Below are 26,162 nucleotides of genomic sequence, written 5' to 3'. Positions count from 1 at the left end.
AATTGAATAAACGTTTTATTCAAGGTCTAAAGGTAAATGTATGAACAACACCTATAAAAACCTGACAGGCTTGCAGCTTTCAAAGCTGTATACTTTCGAAGTTGCAGCAAGACATGAGTCCTTTGCTTTAGCCGCAGAAGAACTTTTTATAACGCCCGGTGCAGTCAGTCACCAAATTAATTTGTTAGAAAAAGAACTTGAAATCAAACTGTTTTTACGTCTACATCGTAAAGTGAGGCTCACAGCTGAAGGAAAACGTATTCTTGAAGCTTTACAGTCTTCCCTAAATCTATTAAATACTGAAATCAATACATTAAAAAATCAATCATTGGTTGGCCCTTTAACCTTATATGCAAGACCATCAATCGCACAGTGTTGGTTATTACCCCATTTGCCTGATTTTATACAACGTTATCCGTATATTGAGCTCACGGTTTTGACGGGCAATGAAAATGTAAATTTTCAGCGTACTGGAATTAATCTTGCCTTATATTTTGACCATCAACCTTCTCATCAGCTTCATTATCAATATTTGATGGATGAATCAATTGTCCCTGTCTGTAGTCCTGAGTATGCCAAAAAGATTGGACTTAAAAATAACTTAAGTAATTTAGAGTATTGTACATTATTGCATGATTGTCAGGCATGGAGTCATGGTACGGGAACAGGTGAATGGAATAGCTGGGCACAACATTTTCAAGTCAATATAGAACATCTATCTCAATTAAGTTTCGATCGTTCTGAGCTTGCATTGACGGCTGCAAAAAATCATCTGGGAATGGCTATGGGTCGAAAAAAATTAATTGAAAATGATATAAAAAATGGTGCACTGATCATGCCATTTCAACACATGGAGTTGAAATGTGAACAACATTATTATCTCGTTTCATTAAAGAATAATGAATTACCCAAAGTCAAAGCGTTTAGTGATTGGTTATTAGAGCTTGTGAAAAAAGAATCAATCAATTGAAAAACATCAAGCAGAAAATTTGAATTCGCGCCAAGCAATTTTATTGTTATTACACTTTGGATTCATCAGCAATACTGTTTAAATCCCTGAAAATATGTTGCTTTTAGATACTGTGGACATGTTTTTTTATTGTTTAAATCATGATGATTGTGTTTAATTTATTTTAAATAAAATATTGTTTTGTTTAGTATTGGTGAATGGTTGAAATGAAAAAAATGAGTGATTTATATTTTTTTTGAAGGTCAAGCATAAAAAAATCATATTGTAAATAATAATCTAATTGATTATTATTCTCATTTATTAAGTTGTGTGTACATTTGTAATTTGTATAACGTTATGTTTTTACGATGGGATAAAGCAAAAATACATACAGTTAATGATTATCAATATCATTTAATAAAAGGCATCTCGCGCATGAAAGTACATCCTTTTGAACTCTATCAAACTACTCAGTCGAACCGTTTGGGCTTAAAACTGCGTTATTTATCACTCTGCCTGTTTACATTGATGGCAGCAGGCACGAGTTCAGGAGGCCATGCAGAAGAAAACCGTTCAGAAAAAACTAAATCTGATTCTCAATATAATTCCTTAGCCACGATTACGGTTTATGCGCAGTATGAGGATGATGCGCCTGTTAGCCGCACCTCCATCAGTCGAGACAATATTGATAAAACTGGTGTAACGGATATGGCAAGTATTGTGAAATATTTGCCATTGGTGAGTGCACCATTTTCTGTGGGCGGTGGGGGAACATTTTTTGATGGTACTGGAACAAGCAGCTATAACATTCGTGGTATCGATGCAAACAGAATTGGTTTGGATGTTGATGGCGTTGACTTGGCAGACGCAACCGTGAGTAGTTACGTACCACCAAAGAGTATGAGCAGACGTGGCGCTGGTCGAGATTATATTGAACCAGAAATGTTTAGCACAGTAGATATTGTTTCAGGTACGACAGATGTTTCCACAGATGGTATTGGAGGGCGTGTTTCATTTAAAAATAAATCACCAGAAGACTATTTGGTGGATGGAAAAACAGTCGCAGGCACTGTAAAAGCAGGCTACAGTTCTGCGGACCAAGCGTGGTTATCATCGGTCACTGGGGCTGTTGGTCACGATGATGTCCAAGGACTCGTCGCCTATGCCCATCGTAAAGGGAATGAAACCAAGCCAAACTCAAAAACACCCGCATTCCCATCCGACTGGACTTCAGATGCAGCGCTGACACGTTTATTGTGGAATTTATCAGATCAACATCAACTTAATTTTACCGCTGATTATTATCAGAAAAAAACGGATACCAAAGATATTGCTGCAAACTTATTCTCTAATTTTAAAAGTGATGCTAAACAGCATCAAGCTATTGACCGCACACAATTCAGTATCCAGCATATCTACAAACCCAATGATTTTGTGATGTTTGATCAGTTGAACAGCAAAATATGGTATCAGCAATCGAATAACGATACTGCAACAACCTTTATGAACAGTGCCACGGTTGCACGTGATTTTTCAACAACTTATAAAGAGAAAAATACCGGCTTAAAAGTTGAGGCTAGAAAAGAGTTTAAAAATCAGAAGCTAAAATATGGTATTGCCGCAGATCAGAAAGAATATGCAAGTACTAAAGTTGATTTACGTAATGGTCAAACAATTTCAACCATCTATCAAGGTGGCTATCTCTTAAACTCTGAACTGAAACGTTACTCTGCTTATGCATCAGACGAGTTTAATTTCGACGTACTGGGACGTGATTTAATTTTAACGCCTGCTGTTCGTGTTGAGCGCCAAGAATTTAGACCTGAGATCACGTCTTATAGTGATGTTCAGGCGAAGGACTATAATTATGTTTCTCCGAGCTTTTCAGCCAGCTATCAATTCACACCTAATAATTACAGCTACTTAAAATATTCGAGAGGTAACCGTATTCCATCTCCAACAGAAATTGGCGGGGTTTACCAAACCACACATGGAAATCCGAGTTATATCGTCATTGGTAATTCTAACTTGAAAAAAGAAAGCAGTGATGCATTTGAACTAGGTTTAAGAAATACATCAATTGATGGAATCAAATTTGATCTGACAGGATTTTATACCAAATACAAAGATTTTATTGATTACTACAACTATGGAACAACACCACAATATCCTTACGGTTACTACAGAGCAGAGAATCTCGCTGATGCACAGATTTGGGGGGCAGAACTTTCCACGCGAATTGATTTAGGCCAATTTATTTCTAGTTCCGATGGTTATAGTTTGGCAGTGGTCGCAGGTAAGAGCAAAGGATCAGCAAAAAACAAAAATGGTGGCAAAAGTGGAGTGAATTCAGTTCAACCCGAAAAGGGAAGCCTGACGTTTGCCTATGATGATCCGAATAAAGTATTTGGTTTGGGGATGACGGCTACAGCGGTTGGCGGAAGAATAGCAACCCAGGACGTCACGTCTTATCAAGATAACATTAAATATCAGAATGTCGCAGGTTATACCGTTTTTGATTTGTCTGCCTATTGGAACGTCAATACGTTCACCAAGCTCAATGTGGCATTCAATAATATCTTTGACAAGACTTATTGGGACTATGCAGCAGTCGGTACGATTACTGGAGCAAATCAGACAAGTATCATCGACCGTGCTGCAGAACCCGGTCGTAATATTGTCGCAAGTATTGAATTTAAATACTAATTTTTTCATCAACTGCGAGCAAGATTTTTTAATCGAGTAAATTTAAATCTAGAAAGTATCTGTATCTAAGGAAATGAACATGAAAAAATTGGCACTCTTGATTGTAACTCTCACAGCAATGACCAGTCCCGTGTCAACGATTGCTGAAACAGCAGCACAGACAAATGTTTACCAACAGGCATATGCCTTGTATATGCTTTATCATCCGAGTAAAAAAGATCAAACAACTCCAAGTTTGAGTAAACAATATCCTCAAGATTATGCTGAATTATTTAAGGGAAATAAAAAGGTGACACAACAGCAGTTTGTTCAATTTGAGCAATCACGTTTAGAACCTCTGCTTAAACAGCGCCGAGAAATGTCTGAAAAACAGGCACATATACGTTTTGGTATTTTGGATAATAACAAGGATAAAAAATTGACCTTAAAAGAGTTCCAAGAAACGGGTTTAAAAACTTTTAATGAGTTTGACAAGAATGAGGATGGTTTGATCAATGCTGAAGATGCCAAACTCTCGGGTAAAAGCAATACAACCCATGATGGTTTCCGAATGAAATTACCCATTTCAATGCCTATGCCGAGCAATACGCAAGAATTCATTGCACAATATGGTCAAGGAAAAAGCTACGTTACGCTTGGTGATTATTTGACGGCACGAGACAAACAATATTTCGCAACAGATGCCAACGGTGATCATATCGTGACTGAGAAGGAATATGTTGATGAGTTTATGCAACGCTTTGACCAAAATATAGCATCAGGAAAAATTAAAATGCAGGAAAGCGCTGCTCAACAATTCCAAGTAATCAGTCAAGGCAAAACCAGTATCCGAATGACCGATCTTCAACAGTTTGCTAAAAAACTGGATCAAGTAGCAAAGTAATGATTCATCTGACTTCGATGCAACCATATCGTTAAGCTGTTGAAAAAATCTTGGCGGAGTATGGCTAAGTTTTCACTCAACTTTAGAATCAGCCTGTGGCTAACCCTATCTTTATTTCGGGATGAGGAGCGAAGCTCCTCAGGGGGAACTATCATGCGCAGTCACATCGCTGTTCACTGCAAAACTCGTCAACCGCAAGCAACACATTTAATCCTTTGTTTTTGTTGATATCTGGCTGCTCAATAGGGGGACATTCGTGTCGCCTCAGGCTAGAAAAACCTGTGATGATTCAAAAGGACGAAATAAATGAATCCCCAAATCTTCTCACAATTTGTACAAAAGCATAAAATTCATTGAACATGAATGATTGAAATCAAATCACGCGCATGCATAATCAGGTGTTTGACGATAGATATTCAACATTCTGAAACAATGGGATATGACACTTTTGATTGAAATATAAAGAATAAGTGAATAGAACATTATGCTTTACAACACTCTGCCTTTTGTCTATTGCACTTTTAAGGCTCCCGTAAAACCGTTCGAAAGCCAACATGTGTCGCAGCCAAATCAAACTCCTGAGGATAGCGACTGCTGTTGCGATAACGAGAACAAAAATTGGATGCACATAAAAAGGAACCGCCTTTAATGACATACTGCGTACCCGCAATACTTTGTTGACGGAGATTTGCATAATTTCCCATGTGCTGATCATGTGCGCCTTGATAAATGGATGATGTCCATTCCCACACATTCCCGATCATATCAAATAATTTAAAAGCATTGGCAGGATAACATCCCACTGGGGCTACGCCTTCAAAGTGATCTGCTTGTGTGTTGTTGAATGGAAATCCACCTTGCCAATAATTGGCTTGCGGGTGTTGATGTGCATCCTCTGGCGCTTGATGTAATGGTGTATCTGTAGTTGATCCTGCTTTTGCTGCATATTCCCATTCTTGTTCAGTAGGTAAATCACGCCCGAGCCAAACAGCATAATGTTCGGCATCATTTTTTGTAACATAACGAACAGGTTCGGCGGGTAGCGGTGCTTGTCCTTCTGCACCATTTGGACTTTTCCAGGTATAGTCCGCTTTGAGTTTCCACCATTGATGAGGTGTCTGCATATTTGGGGAAAACACGGCAGCTTGATGCTGTTTTTCAGCGTCGGTGATATAGCCGGTTGCTTTTACAAAACTGGCGAATTGAGCAACAGTCACTTCAGTTTGGTCAATCCAGAAACTTTCAACCTGACGTTGTTTTGCTCCAAAGTTGATTTCGTCTGGATACGCTTGATTGGAACCCAGTTGAAAAGAACCTTTGGGAATCTGTACCATGCCTGCTGTTGAGTTTTGTCTCCACCCCGCGGGTAAGCCTGAATATTGCTGGCATTGCTTTAATGAACCAAGCTGAGCCAGTTGGGGGTGTTGCTGGGATGAGGGACGATCAGGTTGTACCTTACTACAGCCTGCCATGAATGACAGGCTACAGAATAAGGTGAAAATAGGCTGAAACTTCATTGAACGTTATATTCCTTGACTCCATTTTGTTGAGTGTATTTGTTATATACCTCAATGAGTTCCTGTACTTTTGCCGGGTTGTCTTGCGCCAAGTTTTTGGTTTCACCCCGATCAGTGCCCAAATTATAGAGTTCCCATGTTCCCGTTCCTAATTCTGTTTTACCTTGTAAGGCAATTTTCCAATCTCCTAGACGCGCATATTTACTGCCATGTAACTCATCAGCAAAATTAAAATTTGCTGGACGTATCATTTGCGCTTTATTTTCCAGAACAGATTTCCAGGAGTAACCTGTTGGCGTGTTAATTTGGCGACCTTTGTATTGACCTCGTGGCACTGCAATATTGGCATAGTCCAGTACCGTTGGAAAAACATCCAGTACAGAAGCAAAACCATGATGGGTTGTTTGAGCTTTGGTCTGGTTTGGAAGTTTGACAATGGCAGGCGCAGTGGTTGCACCTTCACCGGCAGTGTCTTTCCATAAATGGAATGGTGCTGCGCTGACTTCTGCCCATCGTGGACCCACATAATGATAGGAGCTGGCTGTACCAACATTATTTAAGTTGTTGTCAAAACCTGATTCTGTACCATAGTTCCCCCGGATAAAGCCTTCAGCACCATTATCAGACACGAAGAAGATCAAGGTATTGTCATATAAGTGATTGCGTTTGAGATATTCAATGACACGACCGATATTGGCATCTAAATTTTCCACCATGCCTGCATAAACCTCCATCCTGCGTGCTTCAAGTGTCTTTTGTTCAGAGGAAAGTTCATTCCATTTGCCATATTTTTGAGGGGCATTTTCTGTGGCAATAGGTTCAGCAGCCGTAAAATTTGCAGGAATTAGTCCAAGCTGTTTTTGTCGTGCAATACGGGCATTACGAATCGCATCGTAACCCACATCATAGACACCACGATAACGATCTCGATATTCTACAGGTGCTTGAATTGGCCAGTGTGGCGCTGTGTAAGCTGCATAAGCGAAGAAGGGTTTACCTGAATTTTTACCTGATTCTAAATAACTGATCAGCTTATCGGTAAAATAATTGGTCGAAAAGAAATCATCAGGAAGCGACGAAATTGGAATCTGTTTGCCATCTTCGGTATAGGTGGCATTGCGTTTATAGGCAGTAGGTGCTTGTTTAAAATGTAAATCCAAGCCCTGTAATAAGGTAAAGGAATGGTCAAAACCTTTGGCATGCGCATTGGTTTCAGGGGTTAAGCCCAAGTGCCATTTCCCACTGATATAGGTGCGATAACCATTGTCTTTGAGTACCTCTGCGATTGACAGTGAACGTTGATTTAAATAGCCCTCATATCCAGGTTGTCCTTTTAAATGTGCAGGAGTAAGTTCTGCCATCGCACCAATGCCTGCCAAGTGATGATCAGTTCCGGAGATCAATTGTGAACGCGTTGGTGAGCAGGTGGGGGCAGTATGATAATCGGTCAAAATGCGTCCTTCTCGGGTTAGTGCATCAAGATTTGGCGTATGAATTTCACCACCAAAAGCCCCCAGATCTGAATAGCCGAGATCATCTGCCATGATAAATAAAATGTTCGGTTGTTTTTGGGTTTCAACATTTGTATTGGATTCATTTGAATCACTGTCATGACAAGCTGAAATAGAAAAACTGAATAAAGCAATTGAAAGTGTTGTAAGAAGATTTTTACCAGACATACGTGTCGACTTGATTTTATAAAAATTAAGCAGAGTTTAGAGGGTTAGTTTTTACGGTAAAAATAATTAAAATTCGATTGTTAATCTTAAAAAATGAAAAGACTTGAAACTCAGTTTAAAAAAATTGGAGCTATTTTCTCAAATTTGTAATGAGTTTAATTTTCGCTAACCTTTTCATGTGATTGAAACTTGAGAAAAACTCAACAATATTATTGAAATAATATAGACAGGTCTGTATAGATTTTGTCGCCATTTTTTAGTACACTAGATCACAATCTAAAATCAAACAATAAACCATGTCTAACAATATTTATGTTGCTCTAGAGCAGTTGGGACTTACGGCACAAAAACGTGCCATACATGCACAGTTCAGTAATAACGATCTTAATAATCAAGTTTTTCTTCAGCGTGTTGATGGGACACATGCCATCAACGAGGGCATTGATTTACAACTGATCTGTCTTTCAATGAATGGGGCAATACCATTAAAACAGTTTATCGGGTCTCAAGTCGCCATTGATATTGTGAATGATCGGTCTGAGTTGAATCGAATTTCAGGTATTGTGACTAAAGCTGAGGTGGGAGCCTCTGATGGTGCATTAACAATTTATCGCCTCACGGTTGAAGATCCTACTGCACTATGGAAACAGCGTAGAAACTCTAGAGTGTTTATGGCGAAATCGGCTGTTGAGGTCATTCAAACTGTATTTCAGGAATGGATGCAACGTAGCCCGCTGTTTGCGTCAAGCCTCACTTTAGATAAGAGCGGACTGACCAAAGACTATGATGTCCGTCCATTCCTCATGCAGCAATCTGAAAGCGATTTCGACTTTCTAACACGTTTGATGAGAGCTGAAGGAATTAATTGGCTAATTGATGAAGCTCAGCTGAAAGTGCCGAATACAACTGAACAAATTCAAGCACAAAAGTTAAGATTAATCGATGATAACGCTCAATTTAGTGCCTTGGAACGCGGTAACATTCGTTTTCATCGTAGCTCAGCAGTAGAAGCGAGCGATTCAATCATTCATTTTACAGGACAACGTTCACTTCAACCGACCTCAGTCCATATTCAACGCTGGCAAGCCGATGTATTAGATACGGATGAAGGTGCTGGTAGCGTTCAAAGTAAACACAACCATAGTGAAAATTATGACAATGCTAGCCTAGGTTTAGAACAAGCATGGCACTTTAGCCCTGCATGGATACAAGATCTCAATGGAGAAGATGGTGCAACGCCATCGGGTAACAGTCAGATCGAACGTTTTAACCAAAACCTTAGTAATTACTATGATGTGCAAGCCAAACAATTTACTGCGGTCTCAACAGTACGAGATGCACAGGTTGGCTATCATTTCGAACTGAATGAACATCCAAGCATAAATCTAAAAGATGTTGCTGATCGGCAATTTCTGATCATATCTAAAACCTTTTATAACCAAAATAATTTACCGAAAGACTTAACCAACCAAGTCGAAACTTTGTTAAAACAAAGTGATTGGAAAATCACCAATATCACCACAAACAAGAGTGAGGAACGCCAAGCCAATACACTGACGTTACTACGACGTAATATTGCGATTGTTCCTGAATATAATCCACTGCAACACCGCCCGGTGGCATCACCACAACGTGCCAAAGTGGTTGGGCCGAGTGGAGAAGAAATTCATGTCGATGAATGGGGGCGCATCAAAGTTCGCTTCCTGTTTACCCGTAATGAAGACAACACGCATGATGGTGGTGCAGGTTCTAACGACAATGACACTGACTCGGCTTGGGTCGATGTCTTGACGCCATGGGCAGGTGAAGGCTATGGCGCACGATTCTTACCTCGTATTGGAGAGATTGTCGTCATCGACTTCTTTGATGGCAACATCGACCGTCCATTTGTAGTGGGTCGAATCCATGAAGGACAACGAAGCCCAACCAAGTTTGATGGTAAAGGTAAATTGCCAGATACCAAAAAGCTATCAGGGATTAAAAGTAAGGAATATCAGGGCAGTGGCTACAATCAGCTACGCTTTGATGATACTAAAGGGCAACTTAGCAGTCAGTTACAGAGTAGTCATGGCACCAGTCAACTGAATCTTGGAAAGCTCAGCCATCCAAAAGATCAAGCGGAAAGTGATGATCGTGGTGAGGGTTTTGAATTACGTACAGACCAATGGGGTGCAGTACGCGCAGGGCAAGGCTTACTGATTTCGACCTATGCCCAAGATCAAGCCAAAGGTGATCATTTAGATGCTGCTGGAACAAAATCGCAGCTAGAATCGAGTCTGAATAATTCAAAAGCTTTAAGTGAAGTCGCGAAAAACCAACAAACTGATCCTTTGGAAATGTTGGATGGTCTAAAACAGTTTATTGAGCAAATAGAACAAGAAAGCGAAACCAAAGCAAAAGCATTTAAACAAGCGTTAATGATTTTAACTTCACCTAACTCTATTGGTTTAGCAAGCAATGAAGATGTTCATCTTTCAGCAGATGGGCAAATCAATCATAGTGCTGGTGATAGCATTAACTTCAGTACTCAGAAATCACTCATTGGTCATGCAAGTTCAAAGATCAGTTTGTTTGCAGCACAGGAAGGTGCAAGACTTTATGCAGGTAAAGGTAAAGTTGAGATCCAAGCCCAAGGGGATGGTGCAGATTTGATTGCTCGCAAAGGTATCCAAATCATTTCTACTGAAGATACTGTGTATATCATGAGTCCAAAGGAAATTAAGTTGACTAGTGATGGCTCTGAATTAAAGATTAATGGTTCTGGTGTGTTTGCGACGACGGGTGGTTTATTTGAGGTCAAATCAGGACAACAGAAACTGACTTCACCAGCTTCAGTAAACCCACCTGCATTAGATTTACCTAATTGTTCTACAAAACAAGGACAAGCTGCTCAAGATGGATCAGCAAAGGTGATCTTATGATGAGTGAAAATTATTTACAACGTGCAATTGAACCTAATGAACTTTATTCAGTTGAAGCAATTTATCAAAAAATGCAGGTAGTATTTCAGCAGCATGAACGATTGTTGGTATTGTTAGATGAAACGCTTGCACCGCGCATTTTCGACGATTTAAAAAAGAGTTTGAGGAGCGACAAGATCATTTATATCCCTTTGGCAAAAGGTAATGGATATAAGGATACGCCTCTATTTTTTATTGAAATAACAGATGAAAAAATATTAAAAGACATCGGATTACAACTTGCTGAGCATTTGTTTCATAATTTTGATATTAGCAACAATGAATATCTCGTATATGGTTTTGGGACTTCTGATTATGAAAATGATGAACTGAATCAAAAGTTTAAAGCAAGTTTGGTGTTACAAGATATTGAATCTAAAATATTATTTCGATGGTATGATCCTCGGGTCATGATTTATTTGGATCAAATTTTTAATGAACCACAAATGAATAGTTTATTGGGGAATTTTAACCAATGGCACTTTATTCACCCTACGGGGTATTATCAGTGGGATAATATTGCACAGAAAAAGTTAGTGCGTAAAACGATCAATAAGATTAGTGCACAGCAATCTTTAGCTTTAGATTTGATTGAAATCAGTAACATTGTATTTAAAAGTGCATATCAGTTAGAACAAATTGACAACAACAAGCTGAAAATACAAAAGATTTTTAAAAATTTATATCAAGCACATGAGCATTACCATATTACAAAATATACAGATTTAGTGAGTTACGGATTATACGCAGAGGTACTTGGGCAAAATTTTATGCAACATCCTTATATACAAAAGGTATTGCAACAATATTTGCACACTGAACCTGAAAAATACGATTTTACTGAAGCAATGAACTTTGTTGCTGAAGATTCTTGGACATTGATTAAAACAGAAATAATTGAATAAGGAGAATAATATGGGTGGCGATAAAGAAGCTTTTGCACGTAAAAAAGAAGAAGAAAGAAATCAAAGTCAAACAAAAGCAGTAGTTGCTGGTGCAAACACTATTACAATGGTTGCACAAACCGCGACTCCCAATAATAAGCAAACAGCTGAAGCAAAGAATTCTGGTAAAACCTGTCCAAATTTTTGTCGTAATAAAGGGTTTCATATTTTACCTGTGAGATACACTGTCTCAACAGTTGCACCAGCATTACTAGACACATTAGGAAAAAATGTAAAAGAAATACCATTATCAAATTTTAAATATACTGTAGAAATGGTAAATACAGGCTATATCTATAGCTTAGTGAAGAGGGCTAAAGGACCACAAATATGGTCTGGTTATATTGTTAATGATAAAGGGTATTTATCATATTTTAATCCTGTTAAAGATGCTGCACCCTCAGTTGCGCCAGACTTTGGTTGTAATGTTGGCGAACATATTATTAAGGCATCTTTAGTCACAGTTGAAGAAATTCCTAACAATCCTGCATTACATACTTATCTTCTTTATACGCATGCTCCGTTATCTAAAGCTAAACTTGAAGAGTATATGAAGAATGCTGAAGCTTATGTTTCACAGGGGAAATGGCAAAAATTTGAAGTATCAAAATGGAGAAATGGCACAATAAGTCAAACCCATAGCTTTAGTATTAAACAGGTTGATGTAATCAATAATAAAAAAAGTTATGGTACAAGGTTATTGGATACACAGAAAAGATTTGCAGACTTTAATTTAAGTATTGCGTGTATGGCACTTTATGATCCAATTAAAATTACAACAAAAATTAATGAAATTAGAAATTCACAATTTAAAGAGCTAATGAGCTTTTTGGCTGAAAAGGATAACAATAATATTACCAATGAACATCGCTTAAATTCATCAAACTCTATTGATAGTTTGAAATTAATTTTAGAAAAAGGATTAATTAATCAAGCATTAAATAGTGATGTATTGAAAGATGAAAAGTTAGTTAAATATTTATATGCTAAAGATAAAATTCCTAAATATGCGACAAATATAGACCAGCGTGAATATCAAAAAAGAATGGATGAACTATGGGAAAAAGCTTCAAATGCAGAAAAGCAAAAAGTTTTGGATGATTATAATAAAAAGTTTGAACCTCAAAAGCTAAAAGATAAAATTCAAGTTGCATCTAAAGCTAAAGCTGAACTTGTTTGGAACGAGAAATATAAACCTAAGATAGATTGGAACAGTAAAAAAAGCTTTGATTTAAAAGTTAAGCAGTTGACAGAATCAGGTAAAGCAAATGCAACGAAATATGCAAATGATCATATAAATTGGTTGAAGTCAAATGCCTTATTACAAGCTTTGCATGCATATGACCAAAATGAAGTTAAAGAGTATGGCTTTTTATTTCATACTCATGTTATGGCAATGTTACATGGAATGTCGGGCTTTGATGTAGGTCAGGCATTATTGGAAGAATGGTTAAGCGCTGCAAAAGTAGATGATAAAAATTTATATTATAGAGCTGTTTGCTATAACCAAAAGAGTCTAATTGAAAAGTTCAATAATTGCGCTCCTTCATTGATGACACTGACTTGGGATCAGTCTCAAGGAACGTTAAAAAATACAATTGCTACATTTGTTGCATTTGATCAATTATGGGATGAATGGCTGACAACGGGCAAATATAAAGTTGATGAGTTAAAATGGTATAATCCAGCAAAATCTGTTTACTGGATTTCTGAAATAACGAGAACTGTTACTAAGTGGTCATTACAATATAATCTTAATTCAAAAATGGCTGCTGGGCTTGCTAAAATCTCGTTTATTGCTTATGCACATGGATCTTTATTGACAAATAAAGTACCAAAATGGTCGTTACTTTATAATGTAGATTTACGCAATGCTAATGCAGCAAATCGCTTGAATGCGACTGAAATCCAAAAGACTTGGAAAAAAGTAGAAGAAAATACTGCTGCAAAGAAAATCAAAGAAATACTGAATCAATCACCAGAAAGTGGGAAAATACGGATTTCCAGTATTGTTGCTTTATTTGAATTGATCAATCTAGCAACTCAAAGTAATAAGTTTATGGCGGAAAAGAATTGGGAAAATGGTTTTCAAGTTACAGCAGGATTATTTGCATCGACAGCAGTTGTACTCGATATTGCTGGTGGCGGAATGGAAGCCTTAAGTTTTGCTGACAAAGCTAATAAAATTCGATTATACGGTGGTATGTTTGCTGTAACTGGGGCAACTTTTAGCCTTTTAGCTGATTCTAATTCTTTTTGGAAAGAATTAAAAGGAGATAAAAACCCTTGGTTAATTGTATTACTATTTTTTAAAGTAATTGTTTCATTTTTTATGTTTGCTGCTGGTCTTGGTCTTTTTCTGCAATTAGCAGCATTTGAAAAAAATGTTATTGTCTCTTCTGCCAAAAAAATAGCATTTGGTCGTTTGCTATTGGCCATTTCTAGTATAAGAGTTGTAGCTTCTTTAAATATTATTGGTCTAGGGTTCGTAGTGATAGAAATCATCCTTAAAACATGGGTTTTACCTAATGACACACAAAAATGGTGTAGTAAGACAGCCTTTGGAATAAGTCAAATAAAATATAAGACTTTGAAAGAGGAAGAGGAAGAGTTTACAAAGTCTTTAGAGAGTATTTAAAAGTGAATAAAATGTTGGTAATTGAGGGTGTTATAAAGAATCTTAAAGTTGAAGATTCAAAAATATACCCGCTTAAAAATTTAGATAAGGACGCTTTAGGATCATCAGTGTTGGGGACATTGACTGCAAGTAGCTCATTGGCAACAAATGCCCCAATTATGTTGATGGCTGCACAAGGCATATCTGCGAAAACATTTACTGCTGAAATAAATGGTTATCCAATTATCGGGCAATTTACCACCGTAAAATTTAAGGAAGATACGCCTTTAGTAGCTGTAATCAGTATAGAAAAAGAAAAAGGAAGGTATTTAGTTTATTCAATATTAGACCCTCAGTCAGGTTTACTTTATATGATGTATGAAATGGGAAGGTCTATAAGTAGTAGTATAAAAGCAATTTTATTACAAAGTTTTTATTTATCCTTATCATTTTTAATTTTTATTATATTTTTTTCTATTATATCTAATTTCCTTTCAGAAACTAAAATTAGTTTAACAATTGAATTATTTATATATTATTTATTAGTTGCTTTTTCTTCGTCTTTTTTAGTTATTTTGGTCATTATGTTTTTATCACTATATAAAGCTTATAAAGTTGCAGGAACTATATCAGAACAAATTTTTAAAAAATTAAATTTTGAAAAAGTAAAGCAACAAGATTTTTATCATGATTTTGATGTTGAAGATGGTGTTCATTTAAGTGTAATGGAATATCGAAAAAGTTTAAAAGGAAAAGACCCTTATCCAGAGGATTATTTCGACAAAGTAAAAAATAATGAATTGATTATTAAAATTTGAAGGTCGTATAGAGCAGTTAGAAATATATAATGAAATGATGAGTACGTTAGGCACAGGTGGCGATAGCCAAATTCTCTCATCCGCTTTGCTCAGTGGTGCTTCTGCAAATCTTACCTTGTCCGCCCAGACTGTTTTTGTCGCTTCACACAGTCGACTTCATATTCAAGCTGTAGTTGCAAAAATCAACGGAAAAATTTGTTTAGCCAAATTTCATCGTGCTTTATTAGAGCAGGATGAATTTGTGGTTTGTGTTGCAAGGCATATAGAAGACAATGTTTACGAGGTTTATTCGATGTTGAGCCCGAAAACAGGACTGTTACATATGCAAGTAGGAATGGGAGCTTCAAAAACGACATATACTGCCTCCGCATTAAAAGGAGCAAAATTTATCTTTTTTTGTTCAGCAATTATGTCTATTTTTTTATTTATTTATGTTGGAGATTATAGTTTTAGTAGTATATTAATCTGGCTTGGTGTTTTGTTTGTTTTTTATTTCATTAATATATTTATTATGAAAAGAGTAATAAGATCTTTATTGCATTTATCAGAAAGGTCCGAGGAAATATTTGAAGCATATGGCTTTTTAAACCCCAAAGAGGTTTTTTTATTGCCAAGCAGACACATCAGTGAAGAATATAAAGTTTTATTAGATGGTGTATTTGATTATAGGAAAATCATTCAGGATGATCCATATCCAGCAAACTATATAGAAAAGCAAAAATGACCAAAATGTTAGTAATAGAAGGTGTTATAAAGAATCTTAAAGTTGAAGATTCAAGAATATACCCGCTTAAAAATTTAGATAAAGAAGCATTGGGTGCTTCGATGTTGGGGACATTGACTGCAAGTAGTTTATTGGCAGCAAATGCTCCCATCATGCTGATGGCTGCACAAGGCATATCTGCGAAAACATTTACTGCTGAAATAAATGGTTATCCAATTATCGGGCAATTTAGCACCGTAAAATTTAAGGAAGATACGCCTTTAGTAGCTGTAATCAGTATAGAAAAAGAAAAAGGAAGGTATTTAGTTTATTCAATATTAGACCCTCAGTCAGGTTTACTTTATATGATGTATGAAATGGGCCGCTCCGTAAGTAAAGGAAAATTAGCTATATTTAAACAAGCCTTTTATTTTTCATCAGGAAGTTTTTTATTTATTTTTTTAGCATTATTATTTTTTGGATTTTTTTTTGACAAGGAGCTTCTTTTTTCTCTTTTTGATGTTTTACATATCTTTGTAATCACTTATTTTTTATTCTTTATTTTATTGCTTATCTTTACTAATTTGGCTTTAAGTAAGCCCTATAAAATTGCAGGAGAGTTGTCCGAACAAATTTTTAAAAAATTAAATTTTGAAAAAGTAAAGCAACAAGATTTTTATCATGATTTTGATGTTGAAGATGGTGTCTATTTAAGTGTAATGGAGTATCGAAAAAGCTTAATAGGAAAAGACCCTTATCCAGTGGATTATTTTAAAAAGAAGAATGACCCAAATGTTGGTAATTGAAGGTTGTATTGATCGGTTCGATATTTATAAAAGATATTCTTTCGAAGGATTAATTGAATAATTTTAATTGTAAATTTAGGTGCTAATTAGATGAAACTTCATATTCTATATTTGTTGATTGCTTTGCTAGCTTCTGGATGTACAGAAGGTAGTCAGAACAATAAAACAGAAAATTTAACAAAAGATTATAAGGATATTACAACTTATACGTCTAAAGCTGATTTAGAAAGTGCAGCGAAAGAAAATGATCCAGAAGCAATATTTGTTTTAGGTTCAATGTATGCCACAGGAGAGGGAGCTGAAGTTAATCAAAAAAGGGCATTTGAACTATTTGAACAAGCTGCGAAATTAGGATCTTCTAATGCAATGTTACAATTAGGGTTAATTTATCGAAATGGTAATAACTATATAAAAAAGGATGATAGAAAGGCTTTAGAATGGTTTGAAGCTGGTGCGAAAAAAGGGAATCCCTCAGCTATACATAATGTTGGTTTAGCTTATTATAAGGGGGTTGGTGTTAAGGAAGACAGAAGTAAAGCATTTAAATATTTCATTCAGTCTGCCCAGCTTGGTCTTTTACAGTCTCAAACTATAGTTGCTTCACAGTTATATAGAGGAGATGGAGTAACTAAAAATTTAAGTGAATCTTTTAAATGGTCTATGAAAGCTGCAGAACAAGGAGATGTGGAGTCACAAAATGATATTGGAATATCATATGAGAAAGGCGAGGGAGTTGATCAAGACCCTACTCAAGCACTGATATGGTTTGAAAAAGCAGCTAAAAATGGAAACATAGAAGCCCAATATAATGCAGCATTGAAATACTATAGTGGTGGTGGCGTTATACAAAATTATGATAAATCTATTAAGTATGCAGAGATGGCTGCAAGCAATGGGAATAAACCAGCAGTAGAGTTATTGTTAAATATTTACTCTGATGAAAATAATCCAAAATATAATCCAGAGAAGGCAAACTATTGGAAACCTAAGCTTGAATGATTCATGGTTTTACAACAATAGTTTTTTATTTAAGTGTTTGATATTAATAAAAATAAATTAATTGGAGTTATGGTGGCTCGATTATATCAAATATGGCAATTAGGCTATTCGTACAGAACAGGTGGAAATGATGAATGTAAAAAATAAATATCTGTCATTTTCCCACCTAAACCACTTGTCTCAAGTCGCGAGCTGTTTCCTGTAACAACGGCAAAATATGCGTAATTAAATAATCTTGAGTCGTACGGATCGTTGGAGACACAATATTTAAAGCTGCAACGACATCAGCATTAGCATCATAGATCGGTACGGCAACAGCATGCACGCCTAACTCATGTTCTTCACACGAGTAGCACCAATCTTGCGCTTTAATCTCATGCAACAAAGCTAAAAATGCTTCACTGTCTGTATGGGTATATTTCGTCAAACGTTTTAAAGGATATTTTTCTAACCACTCTTTCTGCTCATCTATATTTAGATGTGCCAATAAAATTTTGCCTGCGGATGTGGCATGAGCAGGGAGTCTGTTTCCCAAATGCAAACCATACGGATTAACACGATCAGTTTGTTGATGCGCTGCGCTGCGTGCAATGGTAATGGCTTCATAACCATCCAGCACCATCACTGAATAAATCAGTGATGTTTGATTGGTGAGTAAGTTTAATAAAGGCTGACAAATTTTAGGGAGTGGAGAGCCATCCAGATACGCACCTGAGAACTTTAAAATTTTAGGGGTTAAATAATAATAATGACCATCAAAGTCCAAATACCCCAAGTATTCCAAAGTCAATAAATGACGACGTGCCGCAGCACGGGTCATGCCTGTTTTCTCTGCGGCTGTACTCATATTTAAACGATGACGTTCAGGACCGAAGCAATCTAAAATCGCCAAGCCTTTGGCAATACCTGCGATAAAGTCTTCATGTCGAATCACTTTCTTGTTTTCACGATGATGAATCAAGCGACGATTTTTATTTTGATCATTTTCCATAATTTAGACCATTCCTACAAAATCCTTTGATGAATAATTATTCTAATCGAAACACGACTAATTTAGTTGGATAATGTTCGATGATCGAACATTAAAAATAATAATCGAACAAAATAGCTTTTAGAAGATAGAAGTCTGGTCAGAATTTATCAAGAATAAAGAGAAGAAATCCGAACAAAACACTCAACTTCGTTTCATCGGTTTTCAGGATGAAAAATTGAGTGCTACACAGTACAGGAAGTAGTCAGATGATTGATAAGCGTGGCTCATTGACAGAGGTTTTGTCACAAATCAAAGATGGTTCAACCATTATGATTGGCGGCTTTGGAACCGCAGGGCAACCCGCAGAACTGATTGATGGATTGATCGAGCTGGGCGTCAAAGACTTGGTCATTGTCAACAACAATGCAGGCAATGGCGATTACGGTCTGGCCAAACTCCTCAAATCCGGGGCTGTACGTAAGATCATCTGTTCATTCCCTCGCCAGTCCGATTCATGGGTATTTGATGAACTCTATCATGCAGGCAAGATTGAATTGGAATTGGTTCCTCAAGGAAATTTGGCATGCCGCATTCAAGCAGCAGGCATGGGTTTAGGAGCAGTCTTCACCCCAACAGGGTTTGGTACATTGCTTGCCGAAGGAAAAGAAACCCGACATATCGATGGCAAAGACTATGTGCTTGAGTATCCGATCAAAGCTGATTTTGCCTTGATCAAAGCCCATCAGGGCGATCGCTGGGGCAATCTGGTATACCGCAAATCTGCACGAAACTTTGGTCCGATTATGGCGATGGCGGCAGATGTCACCATTGCACAGGTTTCTGAAATCGCAGAACTCGGTCAGCTTGACCCTGAACATATCATTACACCCGGGATTTTTGTACAGCATGTGGTTGCTGTCAATGCGCAACAGGGAGAAGCAGCATGAGCTATCAAAAACTAAGCCGTGACCAAATTGCACAACGTGTTGCACAAGACATTCCCGATGGTGCTTATGTGAACTTGGGTATTGGTTTACCGACCAAAATCTCGAAATATCTCCCTGCAGACAAAGATGTATTCCTACATTCTGAAAATGGTTTGTTGGCGTTTGGCCCACCACCTGCCCAAGGCGAAGAAGATCCTGAACTGATCAATGCCGGCAAGGAATTCGTCACCATGCTCACAGGCGGAAGCTTTTTCCATCATGGTGATTCTTTTGCCATGATGCGTGGTGGACACTTGGATATTGCGGTATTGGGTGCCTTCCAAATTGCTGAAAATGGTGATCTTGCCAACTGGCACACAGGCGCACCTGATGCAATCCCTGCGGTGGGTGGCGCGATGGATTTGGCAGTCGGCGCCAAGAAAGTCTTTATCACCACTGACCATGTCACCAAACAAGGCGAACCCAAAATCGTGGCTGAGCTGACCTATCCTGTGACTGGCAAAAAATGTGTCGACCGGATCTATACCGATCTGTGTGTGATTGATGTTACTCCAGACGGTTTAAAAGTGATTGAAAAAGTAGCGGGTCTCAGCTTTGAAGAATTGCAGTCGATGACGGGTGCTGAATTGGTTGATGCAACACAGGGATAATAAATTTCTCCTAACTTCCCTTTAAAAGGATGAGAAGCACAGCTTCTTAAGAGAGATTATTTAAGGAAACACACATGAAAAATGCTTATATCATTGATGCTATTCGAACTCCATTTGGTCGTTATGCCGGTGGACTTGCAGCTGTAAGAGCGGATGATTTAGGTGCAGTGCCGATTCAAGCCTTGATGCAACGCAACCCGACTGTGGACTGGCAACAAATCGACGATGTGATTTATGGCTGTGCCAATCAGGCAGGTGAAGACAACCGAAATGTGGGGCGCATGTCGGCATTATTGGCAGGGTTGCCCGTTGAAGTGCCTGCAACCACCGTCAATCGTTTATGTGGTTCTTCACTGGATGCGATTGCGATGGCAGCACGGGCGATTAAAGCGGACGAAGCCGATCTGATCATTGCAGGTGGTGTGGAAAGCATGAGTCGAGCACCCTATGTGATGGGAAAATCAGAGAGTGCTTTTGGGCGTAGCCAAAAGATTGAAGACACCACCATGGGTTGGCGCTTTATCAATCCAAAACTAAAAGACATGTATGGTGTAGAAACCATGCCACAAACGGCTGAAAATGTGGCTGAGCAATTCAACATCAACCGTGCTGATCAAGATCAGTTTGCATTGAACAGTCAGCAACGTACGGCAGCCGCACAGGCACAGGGCTTTTTTAAACAGGAAATTGTTGCTGTGACGATCCCTCAGCGTAAGGGGGATGCATTGGTGGTGGAGCAAGATGAGCATCCACGAGCGTCAACCACATTGCAAGCCTTACAAAAATTAAAAGGTGTGGTGAAAGCAGAAGGTACGGTGACTGCGGGCAATGCTTCAGGAATCAATGATGGTGCGGCTGCATTACTGATCGCATCAGATCAAGCTGTTGCAGAATACCAATTAAAACCCCGTGCCAAAATCATTGCATCGACGACGGTGGGCATAGAACCTCGCATCATGGGTTTTGCACCTGCACCTGCGATCAAGAAATTACTAAAACAGGCAAATCTGAGTTTAGTGCAGATGGATGTGATTGAGCTGAATGAAGCCTTTGCGGCACAGGCTTTGGCGGTGATGCGTGATTTGGGCTTGGCCGATGATGATGCACGGGTCAATCCGAATGGTGGTGCCATTGCATTAGGCCATCCATTGGGGGCGTCAGGTGCCCGCTTGGTGACCACAGCGCTCAACCAACTTGAACGGATCCAAGGGCAATATGCCTTGTGTTCAATGTGCATCGGTGTGGGTCAAGGCATCGCCATGATTATTCAACGTGTCGAGTGAGGTCTGTGATGAGCCAGTTATACGCCAGCTTATTTTATCAACCTGATGTCACTGCGATCTTTAGTGATCAAGCTTTATTGGGTTATATGATTCAAGTCGAAGTCGCTTTGGCAAAAGCGCAGGCACAGGTCAATGTGATTCCAGAATCTGCAGCAACCGTAATTGAAAGCGTTGGGCAAGAAGCTTTAATGCACATCGATATTGATGCATTGGCTGTTGCAGCTGGTTTGGCTGGAAATGTTGCGATTCCTTTTGTGAAGCAATTTACAGCCTTAGTTAAACAGCAAGATGAAGATGCTGCTCGTTATGTGCATTGGGGAGCAACCAGTCAAGACATTATTGATACCGCAACCATTTTGCAGTGTCGTGATGCATTGCTGTTGATTGAGCAACAATTACAACAGACTTTTCAGATCTGTTTAAAACAGGCACAACAATACCGTGACCAAGTCATGATTGGGCGTACATGGTTACAGCAGGCTTTACCGATCACGCTTGGACATAAGTTTGCACGTTGGGCGGCTGCTTTGCAACGTGATCTTGAACGTCTGAAGCGTATGCAACAACGAGTTTTAACCGCCCAACTGGGAGGTGCTGTAGGTTCGTTGGCTTCTTTACAGGATCAAGGTTCCGCTGTGGTTGCAGCTTATGCAAACACACTCAATTTAACTGCACCCACATGTACATGGCATGGTGAGCGAGATCGCATGGTTGAGATCGCCAGCGCTTTAGCTTTGATTGTTGGCAATGTCGGCAAAATGGCAAAAGATTGGTCATTGCTGATGCAGACTGAAATCGCCGAAGTCTTTGAACCAACTGCAAAAGGTCGCGGTGGTTCATCCACGATGCCCCATAAACGTAATCCTGTTGCGGCAGCTTCAATCCTTGCCGCAGCCAATCGTGTACCTGCTTTGATGGCAAGCGTTTACCAAAGTATGGTGCAAGAGCATGAACGTGCTTTAGGGGCTTGGCATGCTGAATGGTTGGCAATTCCTGAAATTTTTCAGTTATGCGCAGGTGCTTTAGAACGGACACATGATGTATTGGCACATATGCAAGTAAATGCAGTCGCCATGCAGCGTAATCTTGAGTGTACTCAAGGTTTAATCATGGCAGAAGCAGTCATGATGGCTCTTGCAGTAAAAATTGGACGTTTAAATGCACATCATTTGGTTGAGCAAGCATGTCAACAAGCCGTGGCTGAACAGAAACATTTAAAAACAGTGTTATCCGAGATAGCTCAAGTCAATGCCTACTTCGATGCGCAGGCATTGGATGGATTGTTTAACCCGACATCTTATTTGGGCAATATTCAGGCTCAAATTGATGCAGTACTGCAAGCCGCACAAGAGGAATAAAGATCATGATGATCAATAACCGTCAAGGACACCGACTTGCAGTGCAAGTACAAGGTTTAAAAAATGCCCCAGTACTGATGTTCTCCAACTCTTTGGGTACAGATCATGGAATGTGGCAAGCACAGGTTGCTGTATTGGCAACGCATTATCAAATTGTTACTTATGACACACGTGGTCATGGTGAGAGTGAGGTGATTGCCCACACGACTTTGCAAAACCTAGCCGAAGATGCAGTGGATATTCTGGATGCTTTAAACATAAGTAAAGCACATTTCTGTGGTATTTCGATGGGTGGCATTACTGCGCTTGCTTTGGCGATCAACCATGCTGAACGTTTTCACAGTATTACCGTAGCAAACTCAGCCGCAAAAATTGGTACAGCTGAAGCTTGGAACAGTCGGGCGGTTGGTGTTGAGCAACATGGTTTGGCTGAAATCGTGAAAACAACACATACCCGTTGGTTTAGTGAACACTTTGATTATGCCCATGATGTATTGGCACAAAAAACCATCCAAAGTTTAGCAATGACACCCTCACAAGGTTATGCCAATGCGTGTAGAGCTTTAGCAGATGCAGATGTTCGGGATCAGTTAAATCAAATCCAAATACCGACATTGATTATTGCGGGGCAGTATGACCCTGTGACCACAGTTAAAGATGCAGAATTTATGCATCAAATCATTCAAAACAGTCAGCTTGAAATCTTGGCAGCTTCCCATTTATCCAATATTGAACAGCCTCAAGTGTTCAATCAGGCACTGTCTAAGTTTATTCAAAGTATATAACCGCAAGGGTTTGAAAGGAATTCGCCTACAAGGAGGCAACTATGGCACAGGAATTTGCTGCCCCAAACAAGAGTATGGATGCGCAGGCGCTGATCAATGACGCACCTGTCAGTAAATATCAATGGATGATTGCAATCATTTGTTTTCTCATCGTATTTGTCGATGGCATTGATACTGCTGCAATGGGCTTTATTGCACCTGCTTTGGCTCAGGATTGGGGCATTGATCGTTCCCAACTCGGACCCGTGATGAGTGCGGCGCTCGGTGGAATGATTATCGGCGCATTGGTTTCAGGTCCTACAGCAGATCGTTTTGGTCGTAAAATTGTCTTGACTATTTCGATGCTGATTTTTGGTGGTTTTACACTGGCATCTGCTTATGCTCAAGACTTAAACAGTCTCGTGGTATTGCGCTTTTTAACGGGGATTGGTTTAGGTGCGGCAATGCCAAATGCCACCACTTTGTTCTCAGAATATTGCCCACAACGCATTCGCTCATTACTGGTGACCTGCATGTTCTGTGGTTATAACTTGGGGATGGCGATTGGCGGATTTATCAGTAGCTGGCTAATCCCAACCTTTGGGTGGCACAGTCTATTTTTATTGGGTGGGATTTCACCATTAATTCTCATGGTGTTGGTGATTTTCTTCTTACCAGAATCTTATCGTTTCTTGATTATCAAAGGACAGTCGATAGAGAAAGTTCGCAAAATCCTCAACCACATTGCACCTGAGCAAGTAAAAACTGCACAAACTTTTCATATTCCAGAAGAGCAATCTGCAGTTGCGGAAAAGAAAAATGTGTTTGGCATGCTGTTTTCTAAACAATATGCCAAAGGCACCATTTTATTATGGTCCACCTATTTTATGGGCTTGGTGGTGATTTATCTGTTAACCAGTTGGTTACCGACTTTGATGCGAGAAACGGGCGCGACCATGGAGCGTGCAGCATTCATCGGCGGTTTATTCCAGTTTGGTGGGGTGATGAGTGCTTTATTTATTGGTTGGGCGATGGATCGTTTTAATCCGAATCGGATTATTTCTGCTTTCTATTTTGTTGCAGGTTTATTTGCAGTCGCAGTGGGGCAAAGCCTAAGCAATCCAACCTTACTGGCACTGTTGGTGTTATGTGCAGGGATTGCCATCAATGGTGCGCAATCTTCAATGCCTGCTTTAAGTGCCCGTTTCTATCCAACCCAATGTCGTGCAACAGGTGTGGCTTGGATGACAGGTATCGGGCGATTCGGCGCTGTATTCGGTGCATGGATCGGTGCAGTTTTATTGGGCAATGACTGGTCATTTACCGCCATTCTCAGTTTGCTGATGATTCCTGCAACCTCAGCCGCTGTAGCTATTTTTGTTAAATCTTTGGTTGCTCATACCGATGCAACCTAATGCTCATTTTTCTAGATGAGGAATAACGTCAATGAATGATGATCAACGCTATCAACAAGGACTGAAAGTCCGTACCGAAGTACTTGGCGAACAACATGTCGGCCGCTCTTTAGCGAACCTGAATGATTTTAACCAAGACTTCCAGAACTTTATCAGTCGATTTGCATGGGGCGAAGTATGGTCTCGTGAAGGTCTGCCTCGTCATACGCGTAGTTTAGTGACCATTGCCATTTTATTGGCATTGGGGCGAGAGGATGAACTCAGAATGCATTTACGTGCTTGTTTTAACAATGGTGTGACCAAGGATGAGCTCAAAGAACTGATTTTGCATAGTTCATTATATGCAGGTTTGCCAGCAGCCAATGCGGCAATGCATATGGCAGAAGAGGTTTTTAAAGAGTTGGGTATTGAAGTGCAACCCATTGCGACACAGTCACAGGATTAAGGAGACCAGCATGTTTAATCACACATTGGGTGCATATCCACAGCGTAATACCGATGATCATCCGCCAGCATATACACCCGGCTATAAAACCAGTGTATTACGCTCGCCAAAAAATGCATTGATTTCGATCAATGAAACCTTGACTGAAGTGACCTCACCGCATTTTTCACCCAATCTTTTTGGTGCGAAAGACAATGATTTGATTTTGAACTATGCCAAAGAGGGTTTACCTGTGGGTGAACGTATTATTGTGCATGGTTATGTGCGTGATCAGTTTGGTCGTCCAGTCAAAAATGCACTGCTAGAAGTTTGGCAAGCCAATGCCTCAGGTCGTTATCGTCATCCAAACGATAAATTTATTGGTGCGATGGATCCGAACTTTGGTGGCTGTGGTCGTACCTTAACCGATGAAAATGGATTCTTCATTTTCCGTACCATTAAACCGGGCCCATATCCGTGGCGTAATCGGATCAATGAATGGCGTCCTGCACATATCCATTTTTCATTGATTGCAGATGGTTGGGCGCAGCGCTTAATTTCGCAGTTCTATTTTGAAGGCGATACCTTGATTGATAGCTGCCCAATTTTAAAAACAATTCCTTCTGAAGACCAGCGTCGTGCCTTGATTGCACTGGAAGATAAAAACAATTTTATTGAAGCGGATAGCCGTTGTTACCGCTTTGATATTCATCTTCGTGGTCGTCGTGCGACTTATTTTGAAAATGATTTGACTTAAGGGTGAATAC

The 26,162-nt window shown here is 39.1% G+C and carries 21 protein-coding genes; 18 read left to right on the top strand and 3 right to left on the bottom strand.

Translation table 11 applies throughout. The features are described 5' to 3' along the window. Positions 1 to 40 precede the first annotated feature (40 nt). From dsdC to OSH00_RS01355, 3 genes are all read left to right on the top strand, one after another. Positions 41 to 970 carry a DNA-binding transcriptional regulator DsdC gene (gene dsdC, locus OSH00_RS01365; protein ID WP_266128934.1) on the top strand — a complete coding sequence of 310 codons (930 nt, stop codon included), beginning with the start codon at positions 41 to 43 and terminating at the stop codon, positions 968 to 970. 414 nt (positions 971 to 1,384) lie between these two features. Continuing rightward, positions 1,385 to 3,655 (top strand): TonB-dependent receptor domain-containing protein, encoded by a 2,271-nt coding sequence (locus OSH00_RS01360; RefSeq protein ID WP_266128933.1) that lies wholly within the window; start codon positions 1,385 to 1,387, stop codon positions 3,653 to 3,655. Between the two features lie 79 nt (positions 3,656 to 3,734). Then, positions 3,735 to 4,538 carry an EF-hand domain-containing protein gene (locus OSH00_RS01355; protein WP_266128932.1) on the top strand — a complete coding sequence of 268 codons (804 nt, stop codon included), beginning with the start codon at positions 3,735 to 3,737 and terminating at the stop codon, positions 4,536 to 4,538. 521 nt (positions 4,539 to 5,059) lie between these two features. On the opposite strand, the gene OSH00_RS01350 is transcribed toward OSH00_RS01355, so the two are convergent. Together OSH00_RS01350 and OSH00_RS01345 are read right to left on the bottom strand one after the other, a co-directional pair. Further along, positions 5,060 to 6,055, bottom strand: a complete 996-nt coding sequence (locus OSH00_RS01350) for an SUMF1/EgtB/PvdO family nonheme iron enzyme (RefSeq protein ID WP_266128931.1) — start codon at positions 6,053 to 6,055, stop codon at positions 5,060 to 5,062. Beyond that, positions 6,052 to 7,734 (bottom strand): arylsulfatase, encoded by a 1,683-nt coding sequence (locus tag OSH00_RS01345; protein ID WP_266128930.1) that lies wholly within the window; start codon positions 7,732 to 7,734, stop codon positions 6,052 to 6,054. The genes OSH00_RS01350 and OSH00_RS01345 overlap by 4 nt, the downstream gene beginning before the upstream one ends. Positions 7,735 to 8,030: 296 nt before the next feature. Between OSH00_RS01345 and OSH00_RS01340 the strand changes: the two genes are divergently transcribed. The 7 genes from OSH00_RS01340 to OSH00_RS01310 all read left to right on the top strand — a co-directional run bounded on the left by OSH00_RS01340 (position 8,031) and on the right by OSH00_RS01310 (position 17,581). Beyond that, on the top strand, positions 8,031 to 10,655 hold the full coding sequence (locus tag OSH00_RS01340; RefSeq protein ID WP_266128929.1) for a type VI secretion system Vgr family protein: 2,625 nt from the start codon (positions 8,031 to 8,033) through the stop codon (positions 10,653 to 10,655). Further along, on the top strand, positions 10,652 to 11,599 hold the full coding sequence (locus tag OSH00_RS01335) for a hypothetical protein (protein ID WP_266128928.1): 948 nt from the start codon (positions 10,652 to 10,654) through the stop codon (positions 11,597 to 11,599). Before OSH00_RS01340 ends, OSH00_RS01335 begins: the two co-directional genes overlap by 4 nt. A gap of 10 nt (positions 11,600 to 11,609) precedes the next feature. Next, positions 11,610 to 14,276: a T6SS effector BTH_I2691 family protein gene (locus OSH00_RS01330; protein ID WP_266128927.1), complete on the top strand. Its 2,667-nt coding sequence runs from the start codon at positions 11,610 to 11,612 to the stop codon at positions 14,274 to 14,276. 11 nt (positions 14,277 to 14,287) lie between these two features. Beyond that, on the top strand, positions 14,288 to 15,073 hold the full coding sequence (locus OSH00_RS01325; RefSeq protein ID WP_266128926.1) for a putative type VI secretion system effector: 786 nt from the start codon (positions 14,288 to 14,290) through the stop codon (positions 15,071 to 15,073). A 34-nt stretch (positions 15,074 to 15,107) separates the two neighbouring features. After that, the gene (locus OSH00_RS01320; protein ID WP_266128925.1) at positions 15,108 to 15,797 is read left to right on the top strand and encodes a putative type VI secretion system effector; all 690 of its coding nucleotides are present in this window, start codon (positions 15,108 to 15,110) and stop codon (positions 15,795 to 15,797) included. Continuing rightward, positions 15,794 to 16,582: a putative type VI secretion system effector gene (locus tag OSH00_RS01315; protein ID WP_338150147.1), complete on the top strand. Its 789-nt coding sequence runs from the start codon at positions 15,794 to 15,796 to the stop codon at positions 16,580 to 16,582. The genes OSH00_RS01320 and OSH00_RS01315 overlap by 4 nt, the downstream gene beginning before the upstream one ends. 90 nt (positions 16,583 to 16,672) lie before the next feature. Further along, on the top strand, positions 16,673 to 17,581 hold the full coding sequence (locus tag OSH00_RS01310) for a tetratricopeptide repeat protein (RefSeq protein ID WP_266128924.1): 909 nt from the start codon (positions 16,673 to 16,675) through the stop codon (positions 17,579 to 17,581). A 166-nt stretch (positions 17,582 to 17,747) separates the two neighbouring features. Here the strand turns inward: OSH00_RS01310 and pcaU are convergent, their stop codons facing one another. Then, positions 17,748 to 18,572, bottom strand: coding sequence for an IclR family transcriptional regulator PcaU (gene pcaU / locus OSH00_RS01305; RefSeq protein ID WP_196074500.1), 825 nt, complete (start codon positions 18,570 to 18,572; stop codon positions 17,748 to 17,750). A 248-nt stretch (positions 18,573 to 18,820) separates the two neighbouring features. On the opposite strand from pcaU, the gene OSH00_RS01300 reads away from it, so the two are divergent. The 8 genes from OSH00_RS01300 to pcaH all read left to right on the top strand — a co-directional run bounded on the left by OSH00_RS01300 (position 18,821) and on the right by pcaH (position 26,152). Beyond that, positions 18,821 to 19,501 carry a 3-oxoacid CoA-transferase subunit A gene (locus tag OSH00_RS01300; RefSeq protein ID WP_266128923.1) on the top strand — a complete coding sequence of 227 codons (681 nt, stop codon included), beginning with the start codon at positions 18,821 to 18,823 and terminating at the stop codon, positions 19,499 to 19,501. Beyond that, positions 19,498 to 20,151 (top strand): 3-oxoacid CoA-transferase subunit B, encoded by a 654-nt coding sequence (locus OSH00_RS01295; RefSeq protein ID WP_266128922.1) that lies wholly within the window; start codon positions 19,498 to 19,500, stop codon positions 20,149 to 20,151. The genes OSH00_RS01300 and OSH00_RS01295 overlap by 4 nt, the downstream gene beginning before the upstream one ends. Before the next feature lie 74 nt (positions 20,152 to 20,225). Further along, positions 20,226 to 21,434 carry a 3-oxoadipyl-CoA thiolase gene (gene pcaF, locus OSH00_RS01290; protein WP_266128921.1) on the top strand — a complete coding sequence of 403 codons (1,209 nt, stop codon included), beginning with the start codon at positions 20,226 to 20,228 and terminating at the stop codon, positions 21,432 to 21,434. Positions 21,435 to 21,442: 8 nt separating this feature from the next. Further along, entirely contained in the window at positions 21,443 to 22,792 is a 1,350-nt protein-coding gene (locus tag OSH00_RS01285) for a 3-carboxy-cis,cis-muconate cycloisomerase (protein ID WP_266128920.1), read from the top strand. A 5-nt stretch (positions 22,793 to 22,797) separates the two neighbouring features. After that, positions 22,798 to 23,577 carry a 3-oxoadipate enol-lactonase gene (gene pcaD / locus OSH00_RS01280; RefSeq protein WP_266128919.1) on the top strand — a complete coding sequence of 260 codons (780 nt, stop codon included), beginning with the start codon at positions 22,798 to 22,800 and terminating at the stop codon, positions 23,575 to 23,577. A gap of 41 nt (positions 23,578 to 23,618) precedes the next feature. After that, positions 23,619 to 24,971 carry a 4-hydroxybenzoate transporter PcaK gene (gene pcaK, locus OSH00_RS01275; protein WP_266128918.1) on the top strand — a complete coding sequence of 451 codons (1,353 nt, stop codon included), beginning with the start codon at positions 23,619 to 23,621 and terminating at the stop codon, positions 24,969 to 24,971. Positions 24,972 to 25,002: 31 nt separating this feature from the next. Then, on the top strand, positions 25,003 to 25,416 hold the full coding sequence (pcaC, locus tag OSH00_RS01270) for a 4-carboxymuconolactone decarboxylase (RefSeq protein ID WP_266128917.1): 414 nt from the start codon (positions 25,003 to 25,005) through the stop codon (positions 25,414 to 25,416). Between the two features lie 10 nt (positions 25,417 to 25,426). Beyond that, complete coding sequence (pcaH, locus tag OSH00_RS01265; RefSeq protein WP_266128916.1) at positions 25,427 to 26,152, top strand: protocatechuate 3,4-dioxygenase subunit beta; 726 nt, start codon at positions 25,427 to 25,429, stop codon at positions 26,150 to 26,152. Positions 26,153 to 26,162 lie beyond the last annotated feature (10 nt).

Origin of the sequence: Acinetobacter nematophilus, from assembly GCF_026344175.1 — a bacterium.
Lineage (GTDB): Bacteria > Pseudomonadota > Gammaproteobacteria > Pseudomonadales > Moraxellaceae > Acinetobacter > Acinetobacter nematophilus.
Note: the sequence above shows the minus strand (reverse complement) of the source record. Positions and strands in the feature narration are given on the sequence as shown.

What these genes read in the sequence shown, in the direction of transcription:
- dsdC (WP_266128934.1), top strand. Translation starts at nt 41, where the DNA reads ATGAACAACACCTATAAAAACCTGACAGGCTTGCAGCTTTCAAAGCTG.
- OSH00_RS01360 (WP_266128933.1), top strand. Translation starts at nt 1,385, where the DNA reads ATGAAAGTACATCCTTTTGAACTCTATCAAACTACTCAGTCGAACCGT.
- OSH00_RS01355 (WP_266128932.1), top strand. Translation starts at nt 3,735, where the DNA reads ATGAAAAAATTGGCACTCTTGATTGTAACTCTCACAGCAATGACCAGT.
- OSH00_RS01350 (WP_266128931.1), bottom strand. Translation starts at nt 6,055, where the DNA reads ATGAAGTTTCAGCCTATTTTCACCTTATTCTGTAGCCTGTCATTCATG.
- OSH00_RS01345 (WP_266128930.1), bottom strand. Translation starts at nt 7,734, where the DNA reads ATGTCTGGTAAAAATCTTCTTACAACACTTTCAATTGCTTTATTCAGT.
- OSH00_RS01340 (WP_266128929.1), top strand. Translation starts at nt 8,031, where the DNA reads ATGTCTAACAATATTTATGTTGCTCTAGAGCAGTTGGGACTTACGGCA.
- OSH00_RS01335 (WP_266128928.1), top strand. Translation starts at nt 10,652, where the DNA reads ATGATGAGTGAAAATTATTTACAACGTGCAATTGAACCTAATGAACTT.
- OSH00_RS01330 (WP_266128927.1), top strand. Translation starts at nt 11,610, where the DNA reads ATGGGTGGCGATAAAGAAGCTTTTGCACGTAAAAAAGAAGAAGAAAGA.
- OSH00_RS01325 (WP_266128926.1), top strand. Translation starts at nt 14,288, where the DNA reads ATGTTGGTAATTGAGGGTGTTATAAAGAATCTTAAAGTTGAAGATTCA.
- OSH00_RS01320 (WP_266128925.1), top strand. Translation starts at nt 15,108, where the DNA reads ATGATGAGTACGTTAGGCACAGGTGGCGATAGCCAAATTCTCTCATCC.
- OSH00_RS01315 (WP_338150147.1), top strand. Translation starts at nt 15,794, where the DNA reads ATGACCAAAATGTTAGTAATAGAAGGTGTTATAAAGAATCTTAAAGTT.
- OSH00_RS01310 (WP_266128924.1), top strand. Translation starts at nt 16,673, where the DNA reads ATGAAACTTCATATTCTATATTTGTTGATTGCTTTGCTAGCTTCTGGA.
- pcaU (WP_196074500.1), bottom strand. Translation starts at nt 18,572, where the DNA reads ATGGAAAATGATCAAAATAAAAATCGTCGCTTGATTCATCATCGTGAA.
- OSH00_RS01300 (WP_266128923.1), top strand. Translation starts at nt 18,821, where the DNA reads ATGATTGATAAGCGTGGCTCATTGACAGAGGTTTTGTCACAAATCAAA.
- OSH00_RS01295 (WP_266128922.1), top strand. Translation starts at nt 19,498, where the DNA reads ATGAGCTATCAAAAACTAAGCCGTGACCAAATTGCACAACGTGTTGCA.
- pcaF (WP_266128921.1), top strand. Translation starts at nt 20,226, where the DNA reads ATGAAAAATGCTTATATCATTGATGCTATTCGAACTCCATTTGGTCGT.
- OSH00_RS01285 (WP_266128920.1), top strand. Translation starts at nt 21,443, where the DNA reads ATGAGCCAGTTATACGCCAGCTTATTTTATCAACCTGATGTCACTGCG.
- pcaD (WP_266128919.1), top strand. Translation starts at nt 22,798, where the DNA reads ATGATGATCAATAACCGTCAAGGACACCGACTTGCAGTGCAAGTACAA.
- pcaK (WP_266128918.1), top strand. Translation starts at nt 23,619, where the DNA reads ATGGCACAGGAATTTGCTGCCCCAAACAAGAGTATGGATGCGCAGGCG.
- pcaC (WP_266128917.1), top strand. Translation starts at nt 25,003, where the DNA reads ATGAATGATGATCAACGCTATCAACAAGGACTGAAAGTCCGTACCGAA.
- pcaH (WP_266128916.1), top strand. Translation starts at nt 25,427, where the DNA reads ATGTTTAATCACACATTGGGTGCATATCCACAGCGTAATACCGATGAT.